This window comes from Parashewanella hymeniacidonis (genome assembly GCF_016900895.1).
In the GTDB taxonomy this organism is placed as follows: domain Bacteria; phylum Pseudomonadota; class Gammaproteobacteria; order Enterobacterales; family Shewanellaceae; genus Parashewanella; species Parashewanella hymeniacidonis.
In genome coordinates, this window is sequence record NZ_JAFEUN010000074.1 from 1 (window position 1) to 24,467 (window position 24,467).

Below are 24,467 nucleotides of genomic sequence, written 5' to 3' on the forward strand. Positions count from 1 at the left end.
TCATAAAACCATGTTACAAATTCTTCCCAATCCCTCGGGTAATCAATACCTGCTTGCAACAATTGTGAAGGCTTTGTCATTCCTATATATTGACATAGGTGCAGCTAAGTGGATAGCCCTTATTTATAAACAGTAGATAGAATGTCATAAAAAGACATTTAAATGCAAAAGGTTTGTAAGAAAAAATGAAAATCGCCGATATATTCCAAAGACTAAAAATAAAAAAATATGCCGAATCAAAGATCGAACGACGAAAAAAAGGTATCGCAAGCATGAGTAATCGTCATGCTTGCAGAGAGAGGAATTAGTCCTTATTCAAAACTAGAACAAAGGAAACAGGAATTGCAGAAGATATACTTGAAAGCTTTGCAACTTCTTTTAAAGATTCAATTCCAGAGACTAAATTAAAATCAGAAGCATTAATGATGGTCGGCTTTAAACTCGTTACCATAGCTTTGTTATCTGCCAGCTTGGCGACATAAGCTTTAAAATGTAATGTTTGGATCAAACCATGAAGCGCAACCTGCCCTTCAGTACTTATTACTTGGGTATCACCAGGCTCCATGTTCTCTAGAAGCTTACCCTTTAGGTTGGCTGAGAAAATGACTTTTGGGTACCGGCTAACATCAAATAGCATACTCTGCATTCTTTCGTCTCGAATGGCTATTCCCGTATCGACACTTTTAAGAGGAATCGTGAGTTCAAAATGCCCCGTGCCTGTTAAGTTCCCATTAATTGACTTAAAACGATGCACTTCACCAATGGAGTTCTTTTTTACCGAAACAAAACTTACCACTGATTTCGATGAGTCAATATTCCACTCATGAGCTTGTACACTAAAACCGACTGATATAGAAAATAGACAGAGTAAGGTAGAGATTGCTTTCTTCATGATTTCATCACTTAAATATTCGACTAACCAAAGAGTAGCAAAATTAAGCTCTATAGAAAAATATCATATTGAAATATGTTAAAAAATTAAACCGAGCAAATTATCTGTATAAATATAATTAAAGCTGTTTCTATCCATGCAGATTTTTTAAGATAATTTAATTTTTTTTCATATTGTCATAGATAACGCTTTGAACATTTCGATTCATCGAAAGGTTCAAAGCAGAATGTATTCTAATTTTACTTGGCACCAATCCAAGGACTTATTTTTAATGGTTTCTTAGAAAAGCTTAATTGTTTTAGTGTTCCCATTTCAGCCTTTGAAAGTTCAAATGTACTTTTGGTTCCCTTGTATTCACCATCAACTTTAATTTCACTCGGCGAAGCAAACGTAAACGTCAGTCCATCAATATCATCACTAAAGTATTTTAAAGGAAAGCCTTGCATACTTGACATCAAAGCATTCATTTCTGAATAAATGTTATCTAATTGCTTCTGCTTATATTGAGTTTTGATTGAAGTGGCATTCACTTGTATTTGAATTCCACACTTTTTCGGATCGCCAGCTAAATCCAAATTAATGAGCGCTCGATCACTTTTAAGCTTTTCGTTATAAGGAAGAAACAGCTCTTGGTGCGATGAAAAACTTAAAGGGTATTTTTTCCTTTCAGTAGTGATGCTTCCCGAATTAATTTTACAGTCATCCGTTTGGGGTAAATAAAATCCCATTTTGACAAGAGAATAGCTTCCCTTGTTAACGCTTTTCATTCGATTATAAAAATCTTTATACTCTACGGATATTGAAGTCGCACTTGATGTGAAACTGACGAACAAACTTGCTAGAAGGACTTTCTTAAACATTACTTTTGTACCAAATATTTTTTGTTATGACGCAACATATCTAAAAGCTCATCAATATAAGCTTCTTGCCTTTCGGAATAATTAACGAGCCCGTATACTAATTCAGCAGCATCTGCTTGTTTACCTTGCTTGCGCAGATCATAACGAATTGAACGAAATAAACTATAAGCTGCATTTGAGTTTAAGTTTCTCATATAGGAAGCAATAGAAGCTTCAACTGACGGAAATACAGTCACCTCATGAGTTAACCCATTAGTACGAGATGATGGAATTAACCCGCAGCCTTTTCGATAACACCATTGACCAAAAAAGTTTAAACCTTCACGTGCAAACCTCGAACTTCCCCACCCAGATTCATTCGCAGCTTGAACAAGCACTAAAGATTGTGGAACCGTATCAACTCTTTTGAGAAGTTCTTTAATGGTATTTGAGTCGAAACGTCGATAACTTAATTGATACTTTTTTGCCAACTGAGTCACTTTAAATTGAGTGCCATCATCAAGTATGTTTCCTGAGCTCAGAACTTTTTGAACAGACTGTAAAAAGTTACGTTCTTTGGTAATTAAGGCATTTTGTTCTTCAATTGCGGGGCTTAAAAAGTCAAAAAATGCTTTTTTTCTGGTTGGAATATCTCTTATCTTTTGAAAATCAGGGATAGAAGTTGTCTGTGATTTATTCTTTGGAGCAAGAATGAGATCTTCAACTTCACTTAAAGAGGTCGGCAAAAAGTGAACCCGGAAGCCATATATGATAACGAGTACGGCTCCAATTGCTATAGTAAACTTTCCTATTTTACCGCTTTTCAATAACATATTATAAAGTTAGCCGTTCTTTTAATTGTAATTTTGTTTAATAGTATATTGAAAATGAACAGTAACCACAAAATTATGCTTAAGAAATGATCTGTCTCAATTACACGCCATGGAAACTTTAACAAAAACGTCATATAATTTATCTTTATTTTAAGATTATGACAGGGTTTCGTTGTGTCTGAAGTACTCATCTCTCCAAACAACAAGGTAGTAGCGATTGGTGGAGGTCACGGTTTACCTCAAGTTTTAAAAGCTTTTTCCTTCCTAGGCAACAATTTGTCAGCAATTGTCACAACCACAGATAACGGAGGTTCGAGTGGTCGCCTTAGAAAAATAAACAATAATATTGCTTGGGGAGACATTAGAAATTGCATTTCTAGTTTAGTTGACGACGAACTTTCACAGGAATTACTGTCCTTTAGATTTCCCGGTAAAATTGAACTTGGTGGCCATAATCTTGGCAATATAATTTTTACTGCACTTGAACAAATGGGCAATACTCCAAGCGCAGCAATCCGGCTGATTAAGAACCTTCTTAATATCAAAGCAAATATATACCCAATGACAGAAGAAGTATCGGATCTAAAAGCTGTTCTTGAGGATAATTCGGTCATTCTCGGTGAAACACAGATTGATGATTTACAACGTTTACCTCGACAAATAACTTTGCATCCCAAGGTTCAAGCTCTAAATCCTGCAATTAAATCAATTTCTGAAGCCGATATTATTATTTTAGGGCCTGGTAGTTTTTTTAGCAGCATTCTGCCACCACTCTTAATTGAAGAATACGCTCAGGCCATAAATCAGTCTAAAGCCAAAATTTTCTTTATAGACAACATTTTACAAGAGAAGTCTTTGGCAAAACTTATGTCATTAGCCGATAAGATTGCTTATTTACAGACTTTGATCAATAGAGAGGTCGATTGCATCATCTCTACCAACCGTGAAGAAAATACAATCAAAAATATCATCACTACCGATGATATAAAATTAGCAAGTAATTGCCATTGTTCACGAACCTTAGCTACTGTGATAAGCCATTTTTATCATACCGACAAAGCCGCTTTAGCAATATAATATACAATCTAAATTGTTGAATTAAGTTTTAAATAATGTAAATTTTGTTAGATTATATATTAACGGAGTTTACAATGTTAAATAACAAGTTATTACTTCTGTTAACCTCGGCCTTTCTATTCGGCTGTGGAGGTGGCAGCGATAGTAAGTCCGCCACTCAACCAGACTCTTCTGAAAACCTAAGATGGGAACAAGATACATTTGAAGCCGCTTCCAAGTTTAAAGATTATTGTGAGTCACCTCGTCTTGGTGATTTTCCAGATCTTAGTGGAACATCGATGCATGAAAAAATGTGGCTTCGCTCATGGGCAAATGATAGTTACCTATGGTATGAAGAAATTGATGATATTGACCCCACTCCGTTTAACGTCCCTGATTATTTTGAAAAATTGAGAACGACCGAGAAAGACGAGTTTACTGGAGAAGATAAGGACAATTTTCACTTTACTCGCAATACGGAAGAGTACAGAAAACGAACTCAGGCTGGTGTTTCATTAAGTTACGGAATGAGTTTAAAGGTAATCAGTAAAAGCCCTCCAAGAAAGATTGTAGTTTCCTATGTTGAGCCAAACTCAATCGCTGAAGCTAATGGTGTTATTCGTGGTGATGAGGTCATACAAGTCAATGATGTCGATGTAATAAACTCTAATGACTCTAATGACATAGACATAATTAATGCGGGCTTATTTCCGTCAAACATCTCCCAAGAGTATCGTTTCCAGTTTGAGCATGTCTTTTCTGGTGCAGTGAAAACAGTATCGATGCGTCCAAGTGAGCTCGAGCGATCACCCGTTTTAAATGTTCAAACAATTCAGCATGATGATGACAATATTGGCTACTTTCAGTTTAACACGCACAACAGTCCTTCTGAAAAAGCGCTAAGAGATGCGGTAGCTCAACTGTCGGCCAGCAATATTGATGATCTTGTTATTGATATTCGTTATAACGGTGGCGGCCTATTAGCAGTTGCAAGTCAATTGGCATACATGATTTCTGGTGAAAGTTCTACTAATAAAACGTTTGAACTGCTTCAATTTAATGATAAATACCCAAATACTAACCCTGTAACGGGTGAAAGAATTGCTCCAATTCCTTTCTACAATCAAACGCTCGGTTTTTCTGACGGCCTTACAAGTGGTTTACCTCTACCTACATTAAACTTAAATCGTGTGTTTGTGTTAACAACAGATAATACTTGTTCAGCCAGTGAAGCACTAATGAACGGCTTACGTGGTATTGATGTTGAAGTAATTCAAGTTGGAGGTAAAACCTGTGGTAAGCCTTATGGTTTTTATCCTGTCGATAATTGTGGAACAACTTACTTTAACGTTCAGTTTCAAGGCGTGAACCACAAAGGATTTGGAAGTTATGCCAGTGGGTTCGAACCAAAACAAGCGAGCCCTATCACTGGCTTTCAAATCCCTGGCTGTCTGGCTGTCGATGACTTTAATCATCAATTAGGCGATAAAAGTGAAGCCATGTTAAGTTCAGCTTTATATTACCGTTCAACGGGTAACTGTCCAATTATTGCTGCCAGTTCCGTTTCTCAAGTTCAGAATCATGAACAAGGTTCAAGTGACAGCAGATTCGAAATATCGGACCCTGCAGAGCTAACTGATCAAGTTATGAATAACAAAATTTATTAATCTGAAAGGAGCTACAGAGCTCCTTTTTTAATGGATATATGATAATGAAACGCATTTATTTAATAGGCTTTGTTTTTGCTTTTTGTGTGTTAACTGGATGTAAATCCAAAGAAGCCAATAACCACTTTAAACCAGCTATTTTAGTTGATAAATCAAATCAGAGTATCGTTTCTAATGTTATAGAGAAACAATTAAAACTGACGTCATTTTTGATGTCAGAAACGGCATTCTTAACTTCATCAGTGATAAGCATCGACTCCCCACTTATTCTGATTAATGGTGTTCATACAGATACACGGACTCGTTCAACAACTAAAGTCCAACTTTTAAAGGCCAGTGAAACTTGTTATTTGAAATTTGGAAAAGGCGATCCAATGGTAGTCAGCGGTATGCAGTGCATTTCAAAATAAAAAAGCGCCAGAAAAACCCTGGCGCATAATTGTTACTACAATAAAATTTAGTTGATTTATTTAATTGGAATTCCATTTAACCTATCATCAACACCTTGCCTCCATCCTCCTAACCATTGAGAACGGGGATCAGGGTTTAAATATGGACAATTCTCCTTAGACCTTCCACACATACCGGCTTGGAAGCCTTTTGCAAATGCACGCTCTAAGCGATCACGTTTTTGTCTTTTCATATTCATGTCCTCAGTTACAGCAATTTTCCGTAATATCTAGCTAATAACTGTTTTGTTTAATCTAGCTTGTTACGTGCAACAACAAGAATTTTTGAACAAAAAAAGAAACGTTAAGCAAACATAAATCAAACAGAAACAGAACTTATAATTATAACTTTTATGAATCATGGTCAAGTATTTTTAGATTAATTTTTAATCAATTTGATTAATTTTCGTACTTCACTTTCAAATTGTAGTCCCGTTTTGTAGTCCCGTTTAGTGCTTATTTTATGGCAAATCGACTTATCAACGAACGAAAAACGCTTACTGTACTCTCTAACTTATGTGAGGCTTCAAGTGATTGTGCTGAAGCCTCTTTGGTATGGTTAGAGCCATCAGCAATATCAACAATTTGTTGGTTAATATGATCAGCCACTGAACTTTGCTCTTCAACTGCCGCAGACATTTGAAACGTCATATCCGTAATTTGCTTTACTGCATCTCTAATTTCACCAAGTGCATTCTTTGTTTTATCAACAACTTGAACACCATCTCCTGCTACTATTTGACCTTGTTTTGCCGCTTCAACAGCTGAACTGGCTCTTTTTGAAAGATCTTGAACAACATTGTGAATTTGATCAGTAGACTCGCGTGTTTTAGATGCTAATGCCCTCACTTCATCAGCGACCACACTAAAGCCTCGCCCATGTTCACCTGCTCGAGCAGCTTCAATAGCGGCATTCAATGCTAACAAATTTGTTTGATCTGCAATTGTAGTGATTAAGTCAGCAGCTTGACCAATCTGACTCGTTGAGTCAGCGAGTTCCTGAACCGTAACGGCAATCGACTTAACAGAGTCATTCAGATTATGGATCACTTTTAATGCATCACCGGCTAAACTAACGCCTGAATCTACATTATGAATAGCCGTTTCTGCACTTGAAGAGTTTGACTCTATCTTTTCAGCGACTTCTTGGATAGCTTGCGACATCTCAGTAATCGCAGATGCAATCTGTTGTGTTGCTGCGCCTTGCTCTTCTACAGCAGACGCTGTCTTTTTCGCCTCTGTCTGCGTAATATCAGTAATTTCATCCAAACTTGTGACTGAATCATTAATCCGTGTCAATGCCGTCCTTGAGCGTGCTATTTCTGTCGCTAACACTAATTTTGCTTGTGCTGCGACTCCACGTTCAGGAAAATAAGTCTGAGCAACCTCTACATTTGAGTATGACTGTGGGCTGATGCTCATCAAATTCTTCCACTCAGAATATCTAAAGAATAAAACCCAAAACACACTCAAGAGTCCAAAACCGGCGGAGATCAATCCAGCGGATGGTGAATGAAAAACACCGAGTACTATCGATGCGAGTATTGCAGGAACGGATACAGATAATGTTTGAGCGACAACATCTTTTAACTTCTCAGTCCAAGAAACCGAGCTTTGTCCACTTGAAAGCCTTTTATAAGCCTTTTCTGCCCTCTTTTTCTCTGACTCATCAGCCGCTACCCGTACAGATTCATAGCCAACCAGCTTATCAGCTTCGAATACAGGGGTAACAAAAGCACTAACCCAATAGTGATCACCATTTTTACGCCTATTTTTAACGAGCCCCATCCAAACTCGACCTTTTTGAAGCGTACTCCACATTTCTGCAAATACAGGCTTAGGCATATCAGGGTGGCGAATAAGATTATGAGGAGAGCCAATCAATTCATCACGTTGATAGCCACTCATTTGTACAAATGCTTCATTACAATGTTTTATAATTCCTTTCGCGTCGGTTGAAGATATCAGCCTCTCACTGCCTTTGAATGGATACTCGCGATTGGTAACAGGTAAGTTTTTACGCATTTAAAAGCCCTTTAAATCTCGTTTAACTTTGAATGGATTCACTCAATATAATCACTTACTTTTTGTAATGATTTGAGTTAAGCAATTAAAGTATAACAAGACATTGGCACTCTGCTTGAAAATCAATTTACAGAGTGTCTAAATATTAACAAAAAACGAATTTTAACAGTCATTAGTAAAGTATGATATCGTCAATCATTTGCCTCCTAAAATAATACAGACAACACCAAACACTACTTAAAGCTTTCGTGAGAACATGAATACTCTAATTAATTAAAAAATAAGACACACATTGACTAAAAGGAATGAGTTTAAAAGTTATTATCAGCAGCGCCATCAAAATGACACCACTGTAATATTTATCTATTATTAAGCCATTGCGATAAAACCAACAAACGCTAGGGTTGCAGCAATTAATGTGTAAGGTAGTTGAGTCACAGCATGGCTCACTAGATTACACCCTGCTCCTTGTGCAGCAAGTACCGTTGAGTCTTAATAAAAACAAGCTTGGCTACCAAAAGATGAAGCCGATAATAGCGCTCGGATAACTAACGGTATATTTGCATCCATCGACTGAGCCAGCGGCATAACTATCGGAATCGTGACAGCAAAGATCCCCCAACCCCTAGTCAATAAAAAGTTATAGGCGAGTAATATTAACCGATTTTTCAGCAGTTTCTTTTGCTATTTACGCAGGTATTTGCATACTTGAACTAATGACTTTAATTAACAAGAATGAAATGAATAACCAGAAAACATCCATGCCAATTTTATTATTGCTCTTTTTATTTTCGTCACATGCTTTTGCATTAGATCCATTAGATATTTTAATTACCGCAGTTAAACCAAAAAGCTCCTCTGTTTCAGTAGCCGTTTGGGACTTAACCTCCAATAAACCTATATACAGCTATAATGCGCATCAATTAATGTTACCTGCAAGTACTCAGAAACTGTTTATTGCATCTTCAGCCCTTAAAGAATTGGGCACCAAATTTCAATACCAAACATCAATAGAGACCAATGGCAAAATAGTCAATGGTACGTTGAGAGGAAATCTATACATAAGATTTGATGCTGATCCAAGTTTAACCACAAACGACTTATATACATTACTACAACAGGTTAAATCACTTGGAGTAAAACACATTTCAGGTAATGTACTTCTGTCAGCACCTCTCAAAAAAACGTCGAGAGCAAAAGGATGGGTTTGGGATGATTTAGGTATTTGTTTCGCCGCACCAATCTCTGGGTATATTCTGGATAAAAATTGCGTTACAGCAGAACTTTTACCGACAAAAGGCAACAAAAGTAAAGTACACATCTTCAAACATGTACCATTGCAAATTACCAGCACCGTGTATTTTGACCCAAAACACGTCCAACAAGATTGTGAAATGGCGTTAAATAAGGTTTCAATTAATCATTATGTTATTGATGGGTGTCATCATAATAGAAGGAAAGTGCCTCTAGAAGTCGCAATTCCAGATCCACAACAATTCGCTTTAGACTTCGTAGCCCAGAGCCTGTCTGAACTTGGAATACGTGTATCAGGTAGGGTGTCAAACAATAAAATCAACCTCATATCCAATGAAGTTCATATCAGTAAGGTTATTGCTCGCCATAACTCTGAAAAGCTTCCAGCTTTACTTAAAGAGATGCTGTTAAATTCTGACAATATGATTGCAGATACTCTGACGAAGAAGATTGGTCAACTTGAATTCAAAACACAAGGTAGCTTTGTAAATGGTACCCGTGCGATCAAAAAAACGATGAAGAGTTTAGGCGTAGATCTTTCTGATGCCGTACTTGCCGATGGCTCAGGTCTATCGAGGTATAATTTAGTTTCAGCTCATCAGATATTAGAAACCCTAAAGGCAATTCATGATACCCCTACGTTAAAGCTATTGACGAACGCTTTACCCGTTGCCGGACGAAGTGGCACGCTTCTCAATAAGCATGCTTTTAATCATCCTCCATTAAAGGACATAATTACAGCTAAAACAGGTTCAATGAGTGGCGTGAGCTGCCTCGCTGGATATATTAATATTAAAGGGAAACATAAGTATGCTTTTGCGATTTTGGAAAATGGTATTAGTCATAAGCAATCAAAAAAGCAGCCATTTGAAGCTGCTTTCTTAAAAGGGTTTATTGAACAAATTAAGAATGGGAGTAGCTAGAGCTTATCCACCTCAAGATTCATTATTTCTGTTTTCATAGCTGAAAGCTGCTCAAGTAACCCCGCAGCTTTTGGCATAAATGTATCAAAGTAATACTCACAAAGTATGCTCTTAGTTTCAAAACAAACTTGTTGGCTATCAACTGATTTTTCAAGCATCAATAACCAAAAATACCCGTAAATGATATAACCTGCGGCATCTAAGTAATTTACCGCATTGAAGTTGATGAGATTTGCGTCCTCTTTACTTCTGATTGCTATCTGTTCGCCTACATTTTCAAGTTTTGAAAATAACTGCTGTAATTGGTTAATTTTTTTATCATCACCCATTTTAAATGAGTGCATATCTTCACTAAAAGAGTGCAGAAGAGACTTCAGCGATTTCAATTCATCTTTTACTACTTTTCGGCCAAGGAAGTCGAGCGCTTGTATGCCATTTGTTCCCTCATAGATTTGAGCTATTCGGCTATCTCTGACAATCTGCTCAATACCTGTTTCCCTGATGTAACCATGACCACCAAAAACTTGCTGTGCAGCAATGGCATTCTCTAAGCCTCGATCGGTAAAAAAAGCTTTTGTAATAGGCGTTAGGAGTAACGCTAGATTTAATGCATTGGTTTGGCGCTCTCCTTGCGCATATTTGCTCAAATCTAATTGCTTTGCGGTAAAAACTGACAAAGCTCTGCCAGCTTCCGTTAAACATCTAATATTCAGTAATGTTCTGCGTACGTCTCCGTGATGAACAAGCGCGCTTGCAGATATTTTTTCACCAGATGGAGACACAGCACTACCTTGCACTCTTTCTTTTGAATATTTGCTGGCTAATTGGTAGGCAAATTCTGAATTGGCTAACCCTTGGATGCCTATAGCAAGACGCTCGTAATTCATCATCGTGAACATACAGGCTAATCCTTTACCCTCCACACCGATTAAGTACCCTGCAGATCCCTCATAATGCATCACACAAGTTGCTGAACCATGAAGTCCCATTTTGTGCTCAATTGCACCAACGGTTACATTATTGAATTCACCAAGACCTTGAAATTGACTGCAATGAAACTTCGGAACCACAAACAGTGAAAGTGAATTCTGGCCTTTAATTTTAGCTAACACTAAATGCACAATATTCTCTGCTAGATCATGTTCACCAGCAGTAATAAAAATTTTGGACCCAGAAATAAGATAATGTTCATCCTGTTTTACTGCAGTCGTTTTTAAGTGTCTCAAGTCGGAGCCAGCATGAGCTTCCGTCATCGCCATTGCTCCAGCCCATTCACCGCTATACATTTTAGGTAGAAAAAAGTTTTTTAACTTTTCACTACCATGTGACTCGATACAAAGCGCAGCACCACTGGTTAAAGAGTTGTATAAAGTGAACGAGTTTGAAGCAGAATAAAACATTTCATCAGCCAGAACGCCAAGCATTTTTGGCATGCCCATTCCCTGAAATTCGTCGTTGCCGCATAAACCTACCCAGCCTCCGGCTGCAACTTCTTTATAAGCGGCTTTAAAGCCATCAGGAGTAATGACTGTTTTATCAATTAGTTTGACACCTTGTTCATCTGAATTTCGATTTAGTGGTGCGATTAACTCTTCGCTCAGTTTACTTGCCTCACTCAAGATTGCTGAAGCAGTTTCACTATCAAGCACATTTTCGAATTTGGGTAATTGCTGCCATACATTATCTGCATCAAATACATCGTTTAATAAAAATTCCATTTCATTGATAGGTGCTTGATAAGGGTACATTTTAGAATCCAATAAAAATTTAAACACTTGTTTAAATTTAAGTGTATCTGAATCAAAAAACAAGCAGGAATTCATCATATCGAATGAAAGAATGGTTTATCTTGGAGAAAAGGAAGCTTTAAAAAGCTTGCCACACTGCTTAAATTAAGAATGGGCTTAAGTAAACTGCATAAAACTATTGAAGCTAGGTCATTTACAATACCCCGCTATTTATCAGGACTGCTTCAAATATCTCTCAACAGTATTCACAATTGTCTGTGTTTGACTGTCGATCTCGATATTAAATGTATCTCCGACAGAGTAGCTCTCTAGATTTGTAAGTCTCAATGTTTCTGGTATCAAGTGTATTAGAAACTTATTTTCTTTAATCTTTCCTATAGTTAAGCTGCAGCCATTGATTGCAATAAAGCCTTTATACATGATGTATTTCATCCACTGTGATGGAACTTCAAGCTCGATATTGTGGTGTTCATCGGTATTCGAAATCTTTACTATTTTGGCTTGAGTTTGGATATGACCTGATAAAACATGCCCTCCAATCTCACTGCCAAAGGTCAAAGAACGTTCAATATTTACTTTATCCCTCACTTTTAAAAAATTTAAATTTGTGAGCGCTAAAGTTTCTTCCATCACATCGAAAAAGACACTATCATTCTCGTGTTTTGTAACGGTAAGGCAAACCCCATTGACCGCAACACTGGCTCCTATTTTAAGCCCTTGAGTTAAATACGATTCAATGTCTAGCTCTAAAACTTTAAAGCCGGGTTTTGCTTCTATCGAAACCACTTTACAAGTGGCTTGTACAATTCCAGTAAACATATTTCTTCTCTGATTTATTTAGGAATTTTATGAATCATTCAGTCTATCAAGTCAAACGCTTGATCCAACTTGCCCTGCCTATTCTCATAGCGCAAGTCACCCAAACACTGATGGGGTTTATTGATACAGTAATGGCTGGGCGAATAAGTGCAACAGATATGGCTGCAGTTGCTGTAGGCACAAGCCTATGGACCCCTGCAATCTTGTTCGTTCAAGGCTTGTTACTTATCTTCACCCCATTTATTTCACACCATTATGGAGCCAACCAATTAAAAGCCATTCCAAAACTTGCTTATCAAGGTGTTTACCTTGGGTTGATTGGTGCTGCCATTGTAATTTTACTTTTGAGTTATTCAGAAGTATTTTTATCTAAAATGTCTATAGAGCCTGCTCTAGCACATTTAACTCTTGGGTATATCGATGGTATAAAATGGGGCGCACCAGCATTCGTATTATATCAAGTTTTACGATGTTGCAGTGAAGGTATTTCATTCACAAAGCCGACCATGATCATTGGTTTTGTCGGATTGTTGATCAATATCCCTGCAAATTACATTTTTATTAATGGTCATTTTGGAATGCCTGCATTAGGCGGTGCTGGTTGCGGTATTGCCACAGCACTTGTTATATGGGGAATGTTCTTGGCAATGACCATATATGTTCTCTACAGTCAAAAATTTAAACCTTTAAATCTTTTCTCTCATATTTATGCTCCTGACTTAAAAATGATGAAAGAAATGTTCATTGCGGGTATGCCAATTGCAATGGCACTACTTTTTGAAGTCAGCTTGTTTGCCGTCATTGCACTCCTTCTTGCACCGCTAGGTTCAAATGTGGTGGCCAGTCATCAGATTGCTTTGAACTTCTCATCAATCGTGTTCATGTTACCTTTATCCATTGGCATGGCCGTAACGATTCGGATCGGATATTATTTAGGTAGAAATCAGCCCGAAATAGCTAAAACGGTAACCAAAGTCGGTTTAATGGTCGCATTTGGTTTGGCTGTAATCACCGCTTTAATCACTGTCATTTTGAAAACACCAATTGCATATCTCTATAATGACAATCCCACAGTAGTATCACTGGCTGCTGGTCTTATGTTTTTAGCCGCCTTGTACCAGTTATCCGATTCCATACAGGTAGTGGCTGCAGGTGCATTGAGAGGCTATAAAGATACAAAAAGTGCTTTTTACATTACGCTTATCTCGTACTGGGGGATCGGCATGAGTCTCGGCTATGTATTAGGAAGAACAGATTTTATCGTTCCAGCTATGGGCGCCGAAGGTTTTTGGATAGGGTTAATTGCAGGCTTATCTTCAGCTGCAATATTATTTGCATTTAGACTTATGGTAATTCAAAAAAGACATCAAGTAACGGAAAGTTGAAGCAGAATCAGTCAATATGGGCAACAAGCAAGCAATCGAATTAAATTTATTAATTTATTGCTTGCTAGGCGCTGCAACAATGCATATTATAAGCGCCGTTCAAACGAACACTTCAAAATATACAACCGTAGCTCAGTTGGTTAGAGCACTACCTTGACATGGTAGGGGTCGGTGGTTCGAATCCACTCGGTTGTACCAATTATCTTCATGTTTTAAGTACCTTTTTCAACTTATAAAGAACGAATGAAGGTTAACTTGCGCAAAATTGGCGCAAAATCTGCGCAAAGCCTCTACTTTCTACAGAATTTTTTTTTACACGCTTCTGTTTTAAATTGTTGTTTGAATCTTTTATCACTGAGTGCTTATTTGATAGTTACAAAACATTTAACGATCTGTAATTTTAAATCACTGTGGTAGCAGATTTTCAATGTTATCCATTCCATCAAAATATCTGCTTTTATAGACATGACATATCGCACATATTCACAACTCAATCTCAGCGTAAGGCACTTCAACCCAATCAATATGGTTTTTAGTGTAGATTTGAGTACTCTTTGCATCTGTATGCGCCATACGTGCTTGAGGATTTACACCATTTGAATTATAGAGAAATGCTGATAATGCTCTTATTTCGTGGAAAGTTGGACGTTCTGCCATTGTAAGATGATTACAGCAACCGACTTGATCACGTATTTTTGAGAATGTCTTACTTATGAGTGTTGGTGATACTTGGGTTAGATGCTTCACATCTTTGCTGAGTTTATTACAACACTTAATGGGAAGACGGTGCACAATATATTCACTGACCAAACTATCACGACTTCTATCAATTATTCCTTTCAGTTTTTCTCCTATTGGAATGGCTACATTGGCTGCATCTTTGTTCGTCACTTTACGTCGATGAATATACATTTTGCCATATTCCAAACCATTCGCTGTCAATTTTGGTTGTTTATGCCAACAACAGCCGCAAGTTTTGCTTTTTATGTCGTAAATTTTATATTTAATTCTTGATATCTCTGCTCTGGAATGGCTTGTCTGCAATGATAAATCCATTGCTGTTTTCAACCACAATGGGGCTGCATCATGTATCTCCTTAAACCACTCTATTTTTAAACGTTTTCGTTTTTTATCATCAAGCCGACGCTTTTTCTTTAAAACGGCAGGGTTAAACTCCATAAAGCCTTCGTCGATTGCATACGAAAACAATTTTTTAAGCCATGATATTTTTCGGTTATAGACTTCTGCGCTTGAGTTAGCATGATAGTGTTCTAAGTACTCTGTTACATGCTCTAGCTTTATTTGAGATCCAGGTGTTTTAATGAAAAACACTTTCACCCTATCGGCATCATTCCTCATTACTTTCTTTATGACAGCCGACGGCCGCTCTTCCTGAAATATACGGTGTAACAATCTATCGACTTCTTTGGAAAATGGTTGTTCATTGAGTAAGTCTTGTTCCTCAAGCAATGACTCAGCCGTTAAACCAACTGATGAACGTGCTAAGCGGTTGTATTCTTTTGCAATCGATATCGCAATTTCACGATTCACTCCCAACGATTTAAACTTCCCTGTCACTAATTTAATGCGATATGTATTTCGTCTAGAGTCATAATACAAATGCTCAGGTAAGCTCGCTGCACTTTTAGTTTTGCGCATTCTGGCCATTTCATTGCTGCCTTAGTAGCTCATTAACAACTCTGGAAACATTGTTATCCAATCCAGCTTTTTCAGATGCGAATACATAAGCCTTATTTCCTATAACGCGACCAGAGATCACGCCGTCATTTATCCATTTTTTAATGGTGTTATGGCAGGGAACCGAACCTGCGGAAAACTCTCGTCTTGCCCAGTATGTTGCTTTCATTAATTTTGCATTGATCATGTTATCCCCCTAATATAAAAATCCAACACTTTTTGGTTTCCGCTAACTTCAAATTTGGCATTTGTTGCTTAAGCCTTCGGTGTACTGCACTTTTAACGGTTTTGTTGTGTTCGACGTATTTGTATTTATGAGAAAAAGGCAACACTTGCTTTAAATCGATTAAAGATGGAATGGACTGTTTTCTCGCTACCGCTTCTTCGACAAATTGATTCAAATTAATCGCAACGATTTTGTTATCAATGGCGTGGTTAACGATTTTGTCATTGTCTCCTTCAAGAAACTCATACACATCCCAGAATGCTTCAACCATAGGGTGATCTGAACTTAGGCTTTGTTGTCGTTTAATCGCTAATTGAGAAATATAAGCATGAGTTTGCTCTAATTGCTGTTCGTTTAATGGCACCATCAAACTCAGCACGTCAAGCAAGGTATGCATTTGCCCATGGTTGAGAATAATTCGCTCTTCTTTGACTTCAGGAAAGGCTCTTACAATTTCGGTGTAATGCTCCAGCTTTTCATCAAAGGCGTCGAGTAGTTCTTTCTCTTTCAAAATAGATTTGAGCATAAAGCCAGAAACATCATGACTTCGTGTGCGCTTTAACGCTTCGACCGCAATGCGAGATGCGTTGGTTTGATTACCCTTGGCGAAACGTAACTGAACAATGCGTTCCATTATTGCTTCTGATGCTTTCAGCTCAGCGTTTTGTGCGATGACTACTGAGCCCTTAAATGGCGGTTCGTAGGTTTCATTGCCAGTATTACACACCCCTTTTGAGCGAATACTTTGGCCATCATAGACATTCTTCAACTCATCCCAATGAAAGCGCTTTTGTCTGAACTCTTTATCTTCTTTGCGGTCACCTTCAATAAACACAACCGGAAGATTCGAGACTTGCTCCATACTGCGGTAAACACCAACAGCGGTGGATTTACTGGGATCAAAGCCTTCTTTTCTATCTCGCCCCGCTAATCGCCATAAAAATACCAATAAGGTTGTTTTACCGGTTCCAGGCTCCCCTGATATTTCAAGAAAAGGATAACTGCCGCAACGTTCACGAATTTGCTCAGCAAAGAAGCTCCCAAACCAGAACACCAGGGCTATCAAGCCCTTTTCTGAAAAAGCTTGCCAGATCTGTTCAACCCACTCAGTTTGATAATCGTTGAAGTCAGCATTTAACGTAACATCAACGGGTAATTGGCTTTTGATGCACAGGCGATTGATATCAAAATAATCTTCAGCGTTAACGTAATAAAGCTTGCCTGCTTTCACTGCCACATTTTTAAACACGTAACAATGATACACAGGGTGGTAGCCTGTATAGTCCATCAGTTTTACATTTTTGAGCTGGTAAAATTGCTGCCGTAAGATGGCATTGAGCTGATAGTTGTCACCAATAAATAGTGCGCCAGGTGCAACATCCAACAATCGCTTTTTAAAATCGTGACTGCAGGCTAGCTCTTTGCCTGTGAATGTGTCTTTAACCGTTTCATCACTGTATGGAAATTCTATTCGGAAGTAATACCAGCTTTCTTTGGTGGTTAAGTTTTTCTGAAAATACAACACATGAGGATTACATTGAGCCAATAACTGAATGCTGGTCGCTTCTGCCTTAGCTTGTTGTAATTGACGCTCAGATGCTTCTTTTTCATCAGTGTGATTTTTATAGGCTCGGTCAAACTGCTTTGGGTCAAATTTAAACCAATACAGATTGTTTTTAAAAACAAAAGAAAATTCGTTTTCGACTTTTTGATGATGGATCAGAGTCGCCTTATCCATTGCGGTTTCTGCCAGTAATAATTTACCCAAATACAAATAGTGTTCGAGCTGATCATGGTTCAGGCTGTCTCGGATGAGTAATTCATTCCAGTCGAGTTTCAGATTGTGCTTTTTCGGTGGCTGCGCTGCAGTTACCGTCCAGCCAAGTTCCCTCGCCTTTTTAGCGAAAACTCTGGTGTACTTCTCCCCTGCTATGCCAGAGTCAAATGCAAAAACCAGTGTTAGTTTCTGTTTACCAAGCAATTGCTGTTCTAGTGCTTGAAGCGCCAGTTCAGGAAAGTTATGACAACTCATTGCGCTTACGGCCATGATACCTACATGAAGCAAAGCAATGGCGTCAAACACCCCTTCTGTTATCCATAGAAACTGACTATCGACTAACTTATCAATGTCAAAATTAGGCGCTTGCCACCACCAACCTTTGTAGCGACCTGTAAAATTCGCTTTCATATTGCCAAAGCGTTCTGGGTTATCGATGAATCGCTCCCACGTACAACCATTGCTTAACTGAAATTTGACTGTGGCAGTTCCGGCATTTAATTCACTGTTGTAATACGAACTCTGTTGATACCAGCCATCTATCAATTGCAAATCGAAACCACGAGCAATGCTAAGGTAGGCATCAGCAGTTACTTTTGGATTAATCGCTTTGTTGGTATCAGCTTGTTGATGTATGGGAAACCGTTCACTCCAAGAGTTAAACAAATCTGGATAGACATCTTTAATGTGTAATTCAAGCCCGCATTTGTTTAAGCGACCACAGCGCAATACCCAAGGATTTTGTTTGTGAGTATAGAACTCACGCTTACCGCAATTGGGGCATTTACCTTGTTGAAGAAACTCACCACTTTGCTTTTTAAAGTCGTAATCCGTTGTCAGACGCTGCAAGATTTCACTATGGAGTTCTGGATACATCGCTTTACCTCTTTAGTATCAAGCGAACATTCAACACTGTTTCACTAACTTTTGTGTGTCAAAAAAGCCTCAATTTTGCGAATGTCATAGCGGCCGGTGCGGCATAGGTGGAACATCTCTGGCTCAGGAAAATTCTTGTGCCTAACCCATCGATAAAAAGTGGTATATGTTATTCCCAAGTAATTACACAGATCTGTTTTTGTGTACCATATTTGCTGTACTTCTCTGCCTCTTGCCCCTTTTCTATTAAAACCACGCATAGATATCTCCAAATTAATCGACAGATAAATTTATTTGTATAAAACAAAATATCTTTAAATATACAAACTTTTGCAAATGAATATTGAACATTGAAATTTTCTGAAGTTTGCAATCAAAACATAACCGATTGAATAAAAAGCAAATCGTTATAAATCAGAATAAAATTAGTTCAATAATGTTCAGTTTTAATTAAGCTTTGAAACTGAATTCTAGTATTGGCAGACACTAGCGTTGCCAATCAGATTGCCGTTTAGAAGTTAGAGTTTAGAACATTAATGAGCCATAGCAGCAAGCACTTGAGAGAGATTACAACGAAGTAATCACTGAGCAGGCGCACTATTTATGGCAAGGCTAATTGGTACAAGAAAAAGCTTTAAACTTGATACTGAGTGGTTGTTCCGTAATTTTTTTGTAAGATCACTCACCAATACAAATTTTTTAGTAAAGGTATATTCAACAGTCGTTAATTTCAGACCTGAGGATGGTTAGAAAGAGATGATAAAAAAGGAAGTAATGATGTAATGCTCACTGGCATTCAATATTCAAGTCTTCTGTTTCTCCACTCGTATATCGGATATGCCCCCTCTCTGGGTTCATTAATGACTTGGAAAGATTTTGGCTCAATCAAAAGAAACTCATCTGCTGAAAAGGTATCTTTCTCTCCACAAATTGCTACTTGCCTCAACTCAGTCTGATACGCAAATGCTAGTTTCCCGAGATAATCTTCCGTGAATAAAGTCGGAGCAATAAAAGTGGTCTGCTGATCTCTTAAAAGCTTTTGCAACTGAACAAAGCAGTTGATGATAGGGATTTCGTAACCAGAACTCTTAGAAAACGTTCCCACACCAAGGATCAACCAGCTTGGATCAACCCCAAGTGCATAAGCTAACTTTGGAGCTAATTTGGACTCTTTTAACTTATTTTTAATAATGTAACTGATACTTTGCTGTGTTACTCCCGCTTTTTCAGCAAGCTGACTTTGCGTCAATTGCGATTCAAAAATTGCCCGCTCTAGTCTCTCGCCTAAATTTGTTTCCATCAAATAGCCTCAAAAAAATATATTCCGTTAAATACAAACTGTTTTGTAAGGATAGTCAAATTAAATATTCATCATCACACATTTTTGATTATTGGTGTTCTGATAAGTTAATGACGAATTTTACAAATTTTTGTAACTGCTCATCTGCTAAAAATGGCATTAAGTTTTTATAGATCAGATTGAGGGTTTGAAATGAGTGCAATTTTTCCAATTCTTTATCTGATACTTGATACCAAATAACTAATTTCTCCAACTCTTCAGGCAACGCTTGATACACTCGTGAAGAAATGCCGATTTTATACTCAATCCAAAAGCTGTTTTCAATAAATAGCAAACGTGTAAAGTGAATGCATGGTCTTCTTGAACATCGACACTCAATATAATACAGGAACCATTTTGGTAAAAACTTTAAAACCAACATGCCGTCTCCTCATATTTATTTTTCAAGCAAATACAGTTCAAAACCTATCCATGACCCTATATCCGTATGCTCTATTTCATGCTCCTTTTCACCGAGAATTAAACAAATTTAAAAGTTAAACAAATGGCGTTCACAAAAAAGAATGGCACTTTTAGTTCGTTAATTTGCCCTTGCTCTTGCTGTTTTTCACACTTACGCGTAAACAATAGCAACCGTATTAAAAGGAAGATCAAGTTAATAGTGTTCAAAATAAACACTATCAATCGAGTAGGAAAAATGATAAGAGATTGATAATGTTTATCTTAGAGTTCTAGTAGTTTAAAGGTTCTTATCGCTGTCGCTCTGAGGTTAATGGCCAATTTATGTCGGAACTGCCGTCTATTGTGAATATGGCGGAAATAGGTGTTATCTGGCATACAATATTTTCGCAGGTAATGAAATGAACGCTGAAAACAATGTCATAGAAGCAATATGTAAGGCGCAGAATGCTATTATCACTAAGTTAAATGAAAAGTGTCAAAACCTTCATAACATTGTGTTCTCTCGTCTAGATCTCGAAGAGAAAACAATCCAACCTATCCCCTCCAACTATCTTTGGCATTTAAAGTTCTGGGAAGAAAATTTGGATGAAAACTTACCTAACCGATTACAGCCTGGTGTATTTCATTGGGATAATATGGCAGAAAAACATAAGCTATTACTGAGTAGCGTCAGTGGTAACTTAAAAAAGATTGAAATAAGGAACAGAAATAAAAACATCGTTGAAATAATTAGCTTTGGTTACTTCCGGACAACAAGCCTTACCCGAGCAGATTTATTCAGTTTACTGCACCATTTGAGCCATAAATCTAGAGAATATATATCTACCTATGGAGACAAAGCATTGTTTCCACTTCGCTATTTCGATTCGAACATCCCAACAATAGAAGCAGATAGCAACAACAATGCAATTATCAATGATTATGATAAATTTAACATTAACAACATTACCTTGACCAAAAAAGAAGTCATTGCAATTGAGTTGTTGATGCAATTTAACTCCATTAAAGAAATAGCATCGAAAATGCATTGCTCACACGCCACAATCAATAAGAGACTCAATGGGATTAAAGTGAAGTTAGGGTGTTTCCCATGCAGTAATTCAAAGCTTTATCAATACCTTAACTATCAAGGGGTTATTGGTGCAATAAGCAATATGAGCAATACTGAACTAAAGCTCTAAAGTAGTTAAGTATTGCAGTGTAATATCAACCTTCATCTTTCAAGATGTTCTCGGTAAACCAAAGACCTCTCTTTGCTGCAATGCCAAAAGCACCGTTCGCAATAGCGGTGTCATAATCGTCTAAACCAATGCCGCCAAGCGCATATATAGGCATTGTTGTAGTACTTACCATTTTACTGAAGGATGGCCACCCAACCGGAATGCCCTTTGGGCTACTCGGCGTTTTAAATATTGGGCAAAGAACGGCAAAGTCACAACCTATACGAGAAGCAATTTTCACTTGTTCAATATTGTGGCAAGCGCCAGACAATAGTTTTTCGCTTGGTATCGGTCTTTCTTTTGTGTTTGTCATTTCGACTGAGGTTAGGTGAAGTCCATCAACTTCAGACTGCAACTCATTAAACACATCAACATCGGCATTAACAATGATATCTGCCCCAGACTCTTTGCATAGTTTTGAAACACACTTCGCCATCTCTATATATTGCTTTCGATCCAGATTTTTAGAGCGAAACTGAACTCTCTTAGGAGAGAAGTGCTCAATGCTTTTTTTCAGTGAAGCCAAGTACGAGCTTATATCCCCATCAAAATCAGGAGTAATTAGGTACAAATTTTTTTTCATTGCTTAGATGCTCAAGGTCGTAAATTGAGATCACTTCTCCCACACGTTGTGCCAGCAGTCAAACTCTTTAACGGCTAATTTACGTGATGATTCAGGGTTGGTTAAACTCGAAAACCCAGACAATTTTGGATGATTTTTATCCTTGAGCTATTTTATGGCAATAACACTTCCAAATTAGAAAAACTCTTAATTAACTAGTGCAGGATTCGCAAACTGATGTCGTCTGGTACCAAAAGTGTCTGCGTTTGGTACCAAATGCCAATTTCACTGAGTTACCGACGAATAATGCTGGAAATATAACCGTAAGTATGAAATAAGAAATGCAAGGAATATCATTCATCCGGCGGTAAATGATGAACGAACATATTGTAAAAACTCGACTCTCCGATACAGAAAAAATCAATTGGCAGGGCTTTTGTCAATCTTGCGGTATCAGCCAATCTAATATGCTAAGGATGATGATAAACCGAGTAGCACCGATTGATAGTGCCAACAGTTCATTTCAAGAAGTCAAAACCAATCGCATCACCATTCGATTCACCAGTGACAACCTCAAAAAAATTGCATATAAAGCAAAAGAAGAAGGCTACCCAAACCAAAGTAATTGGGCGAGAGCAAACGTTCTAGCCAGCTTATATCGAGAGCCTGTATTGACCTGTGAGGAAGTTAACTCGTTAAGAGAATCCAACCGTCAGCTCGCAGCAATTGGCCGTAACCTCAATCAAATAGCCAGAGTGCTGAATATTGAATTTCGAGAAAGCGACAAGATCACTAAAGACATGATTGAAATGTTGGAAAATAAAATCGACCACCATAAACAAAAGGTCAACGACTTACTCAATAAAAACTGCCAGCGTTGGAGTATCACAGATGCCCCATTCACAGCATGACCAAATATCAGGGCTATTATCAGGTGATGTTAGATACAAAGCTAACCGCATTAAGTCACTTTCACGCTACCGTAAAAAACCACCAGAAGTCATGGTCAAGATCAGCGGCCATTGCTACTCAAGCTCACATACTCAAAGCCATTTCGATTACATCAGTCGCAACGGCAAACTAGAAGTCGAAGATGAACTTGGAGAAGTCTACCAAGACAAAATCTCAATTCAGCAACTCGCACAAGATTGGGAAGAACCATCAACCACCTCCAAGCGCCGCACCCGCCACAGCACTCACCTTGTCCTATCTATGCCCGACGGCACCGAACCCAAAGCCGTAAAACAAGCCGTTCGAGCTTTTGCTAAAAAGACCTTTGCTGATAATTATCAATATGTGTTTGCACTTCACACTGATACTGATAGCCCGCACGTTCATTTAACCATTAAAAACTTAGGATTTGATGGAAAGCGATTGCATGTAAGGAAGGGTTTACCACAAGTTTGGCGAGAGCAGTTTGCGTGGCAGCTTGAAAAAAACGGAGTTGCCGCTGAGGCAACTCCCCCAATAAACCAAAGAGGCAGGGACAAGGAAATTACAAAACAGGGGAGAAAACGATGTGATGATGAACTCGACAGCACGATATAAACACTGTGATTGATAATCGTCAATTAATTACATACCCATTACATATATACAAATATATCAAAAAAATAGAAGTATTGATAAATTAATCTTTATAACTTGAAACTCATAAAAAATTCAGTATTAAATTCCAAAAAGCATGTAAAGAAAAAACAAACAAAAAACCTTTTATCAAGCAGTTATTCTCAATGATAAATTTATAACTATAATAAGATAAATACCATCCACAAACAAAAAAATACAAATATAGTATCCAATGTTCTGGAGTATGCGTACTCGAAAATGCCAACGCTGAAATAAACAAAACACTATTTTTTTTAAAATCAAAAATATATAAAAATTTTGGTAAAACCACCTGAAATATAAAAGTTTCTACAAAAGGAGCTATCAAAAATACAATAATCAAACTTTTATTATCAACAATGTTATCAGCACTACTTAAATCAACAAAGCTTAACGAAAAAAATAATATAAGAAACCATACGATATATGTTTCAAAAATATCTATGACAGTAGCAACACATTTTTTTTCAAAAACAAAATTTCTCGATATAAACATAATATCTGCCCCATAACTGTTTATAGTAAGCCTAAAGAAAGTAGTTGTACTAATTTAAAGCACAACCACTTAAAGCAAAGAACTACTTATTAGTATTTAGCATGCATAAGGTTCATGTTCGAATACTTAGAGCCATATGAGGACGAGTTATTTTCCCAGTCATTAATTACCTTACCTACTAAGTAACCAACTAATGTACCTCTGAAAAAGTTTGCAACACCACCATTAACCCTGTCTCTTGATCAGATCTCAGAGCATTTCTCCGTCAGCTAGCATTTCTTTCGCCATCCTATATCCAACGACATAAGATTGAAGGGTATCCCAACCTTCCCAAATCGTTTCCCAGCCTGCT

Annotated in this window: 22 protein-coding genes, 1 tRNA gene and 1 pseudogene; 9 read left to right on the forward strand and 15 right to left on the reverse strand. The window is 37.6% G+C overall.

Going from position 1 to position 24,467, the window contains the following annotated elements; translation table 11 throughout:
* Nucleotides 1-304 precede the first annotated feature (304 nt).
* From JQC92_RS14605 to JQC92_RS14615, 3 genes are all read right to left on the reverse strand, one after another.
* Entirely contained in the window at nt 305-892 is a 588-nt protein-coding gene (locus tag JQC92_RS14605) for a YceI family protein (protein ID WP_205000332.1), read from the reverse strand.
* Nucleotides 893-1,131: 239 nt separating this feature from the next.
* On the reverse strand, nt 1,132-1,752 hold the full coding sequence (locus JQC92_RS14610; RefSeq protein WP_205000333.1) for a DUF2987 domain-containing protein: 621 nt from the start codon (nt 1,750-1,752) through the stop codon (nt 1,132-1,134).
* A complete protein-coding gene (locus JQC92_RS14615) occupies nt 1,752-2,558 on the reverse strand; it encodes a glucosaminidase domain-containing protein (protein WP_205000353.1) in 807 nt (268 codons plus the stop codon). The genes JQC92_RS14610 and JQC92_RS14615 overlap by 1 nt, the downstream gene beginning before the upstream one ends.
* A 180-nt stretch (nt 2,559-2,738) precedes the next feature.
* Between JQC92_RS14615 and JQC92_RS14620 the strand changes: the two genes are divergently transcribed.
* The 3 genes from JQC92_RS14620 to JQC92_RS14630 all read left to right on the forward strand — a co-directional run bounded on the left by JQC92_RS14620 (nt 2,739) and on the right by JQC92_RS14630 (nt 5,697).
* Nucleotides 2,739-3,641 carry a uridine diphosphate-N-acetylglucosamine-binding protein YvcK gene (locus tag JQC92_RS14620; RefSeq protein WP_205000334.1) on the forward strand — a complete coding sequence of 301 codons (903 nt, stop codon included), beginning with the start codon at nt 2,739-2,741 and terminating at the stop codon, nt 3,639-3,641.
* A 74-nt stretch (nt 3,642-3,715) separates the two neighbouring features.
* Nucleotides 3,716-5,287, forward strand: a complete 1,572-nt coding sequence (locus JQC92_RS14625) for a S41 family peptidase (RefSeq protein ID WP_205000335.1) — start codon at nt 3,716-3,718, stop codon at nt 5,285-5,287.
* Nucleotides 5,288-5,331: 44 nt separating this feature from the next.
* Complete coding sequence (locus JQC92_RS14630; RefSeq protein WP_205000336.1) at nt 5,332-5,697, forward strand: hypothetical protein; 366 nt, start codon at nt 5,332-5,334, stop codon at nt 5,695-5,697.
* 56 nt (nt 5,698-5,753) lie between these two features.
* Here the strand turns inward: JQC92_RS14630 and rmf are convergent, their stop codons facing one another.
* From rmf to JQC92_RS14645, 3 genes and pseudogenes are all read right to left on the reverse strand, one after another.
* Complete coding sequence (gene rmf, locus JQC92_RS14635; protein WP_129947738.1) at nt 5,754-5,930, reverse strand: ribosome modulation factor; 177 nt, start codon at nt 5,928-5,930, stop codon at nt 5,754-5,756.
* Between the two features lie 262 nt (nt 5,931-6,192).
* Nucleotides 6,193-7,761, reverse strand: a complete 1,569-nt coding sequence (locus tag JQC92_RS14640; RefSeq protein WP_205000337.1) for a methyl-accepting chemotaxis protein — start codon at nt 7,759-7,761, stop codon at nt 6,193-6,195.
* A gap of 369 nt (nt 7,762-8,130) precedes the next feature.
* Nucleotides 8,131-8,385: pseudogene (locus JQC92_RS14645) on the reverse strand (Na+/H+ antiporter NhaC family protein); the annotation flags it as partial.
* A 116-nt stretch (nt 8,386-8,501) separates the two neighbouring features.
* Between JQC92_RS14645 and dacB the strand changes: the two are divergent.
* Nucleotides 8,502-9,938, forward strand: a complete 1,437-nt coding sequence (gene dacB, locus JQC92_RS14650; protein WP_205000338.1) for a D-alanyl-D-alanine carboxypeptidase/D-alanyl-D-alanine endopeptidase — start codon at nt 8,502-8,504, stop codon at nt 9,936-9,938.
* On the opposite strand, the gene JQC92_RS14655 is transcribed toward dacB, so the two are convergent.
* Nucleotides 9,935-11,686 (reverse strand): acyl-CoA dehydrogenase family protein, encoded by a 1,752-nt coding sequence (locus JQC92_RS14655; protein WP_205000339.1) that lies wholly within the window; start codon nt 11,684-11,686, stop codon nt 9,935-9,937. The two genes, dacB and JQC92_RS14655, sit on opposite strands and share 4 nt — an antisense overlap.
* A gap of 213 nt (nt 11,687-11,899) precedes the next feature.
* Nucleotides 11,900-12,505 carry a riboflavin synthase subunit alpha gene (locus JQC92_RS14660; protein ID WP_205000340.1) on the reverse strand — a complete coding sequence of 202 codons (606 nt, stop codon included), beginning with the start codon at nt 12,503-12,505 and terminating at the stop codon, nt 11,900-11,902.
* Between the two features lie 29 nt (nt 12,506-12,534).
* Between JQC92_RS14660 and JQC92_RS14665 the strand changes: the two genes are divergently transcribed.
* Both JQC92_RS14665 and JQC92_RS14670 read left to right on the forward strand, forming a co-directional pair.
* Nucleotides 12,535-13,890, forward strand: coding sequence for an MATE family efflux transporter (locus JQC92_RS14665; RefSeq protein ID WP_205000341.1), 1,356 nt, complete (start codon nt 12,535-12,537; stop codon nt 13,888-13,890).
* A 121-nt stretch (nt 13,891-14,011) separates the two neighbouring features.
* A tRNA-Val gene (locus tag JQC92_RS14670) sits at nt 14,012-14,088 on the forward strand.
* A gap of 285 nt (nt 14,089-14,373) precedes the next feature.
* Here JQC92_RS14670 and JQC92_RS14675 read toward each other — a convergent pair.
* The 5 genes from JQC92_RS14675 to JQC92_RS14700 form a co-directional block, all read right to left on the reverse strand.
* Entirely contained in the window at nt 14,374-15,549 is a 1,176-nt protein-coding gene (locus JQC92_RS14675; RefSeq protein WP_239480580.1) for a phage integrase Arm DNA-binding domain-containing protein, read from the reverse strand.
* Between the two features lie 10 nt (nt 15,550-15,559).
* Complete coding sequence (locus tag JQC92_RS14680; protein WP_205000343.1) at nt 15,560-15,775, reverse strand: hypothetical protein; 216 nt, start codon at nt 15,773-15,775, stop codon at nt 15,560-15,562.
* Between the two features lies 1 nt (nt 15,776).
* Nucleotides 15,777-18,467, reverse strand: a complete 2,691-nt coding sequence (locus JQC92_RS14685; RefSeq protein WP_205000344.1) for a toprim domain-containing protein — start codon at nt 18,465-18,467, stop codon at nt 15,777-15,779.
* Between the two features lie 796 nt (nt 18,468-19,263).
* A complete protein-coding gene (locus JQC92_RS14695; protein WP_205000346.1) occupies nt 19,264-19,767 on the reverse strand; it encodes a helix-turn-helix transcriptional regulator in 504 nt (167 codons plus the stop codon).
* Between the two features lie 88 nt (nt 19,768-19,855).
* Nucleotides 19,856-20,188 (reverse strand): hypothetical protein, encoded by a 333-nt coding sequence (locus JQC92_RS14700; protein WP_205000347.1) that lies wholly within the window; start codon nt 20,186-20,188, stop codon nt 19,856-19,858.
* Nucleotides 20,189-20,627: 439 nt separating this feature from the next.
* On the opposite strand from JQC92_RS14700, the gene JQC92_RS14705 reads away from it, so the two are divergent.
* Nucleotides 20,628-21,410 (forward strand): helix-turn-helix transcriptional regulator, encoded by a 783-nt coding sequence (locus JQC92_RS14705; RefSeq protein ID WP_205000348.1) that lies wholly within the window; start codon nt 20,628-20,630, stop codon nt 21,408-21,410.
* Nucleotides 21,411-21,435: 25 nt separating this feature from the next.
* On the opposite strand, the gene JQC92_RS14710 is transcribed toward JQC92_RS14705, so the two are convergent.
* Nucleotides 21,436-22,032 (reverse strand): thiamine phosphate synthase, encoded by a 597-nt coding sequence (locus JQC92_RS14710; protein WP_205000349.1) that lies wholly within the window; start codon nt 22,030-22,032, stop codon nt 21,436-21,438.
* 353 nt (nt 22,033-22,385) lie between these two features.
* Between JQC92_RS14710 and JQC92_RS14715 the strand changes: the two genes are divergently transcribed.
* Nucleotides 22,386-22,922: a plasmid mobilization protein gene (locus JQC92_RS14715; protein WP_205000350.1), complete on the forward strand. Its 537-nt coding sequence runs from the start codon at nt 22,386-22,388 to the stop codon at nt 22,920-22,922.
* Nucleotides 22,903-23,559 (forward strand): relaxase/mobilization nuclease domain-containing protein, encoded by a 657-nt coding sequence (locus JQC92_RS14720; protein WP_205000351.1) that lies wholly within the window; start codon nt 22,903-22,905, stop codon nt 23,557-23,559. Before JQC92_RS14715 ends, JQC92_RS14720 begins: the two co-directional genes overlap by 20 nt.
* A 103-nt stretch (nt 23,560-23,662) precedes the next feature.
* On the opposite strand, the gene JQC92_RS14725 is transcribed toward JQC92_RS14720, so the two are convergent.
* The gene (locus tag JQC92_RS14725) at nt 23,663-24,115 is read right to left on the reverse strand and encodes a CPBP family intramembrane glutamic endopeptidase (protein ID WP_205000352.1); all 453 of its coding nucleotides are present in this window, start codon (nt 24,113-24,115) and stop codon (nt 23,663-23,665) included.
* Between the last annotated feature and the right edge of the window lie 352 nt (nt 24,116-24,467).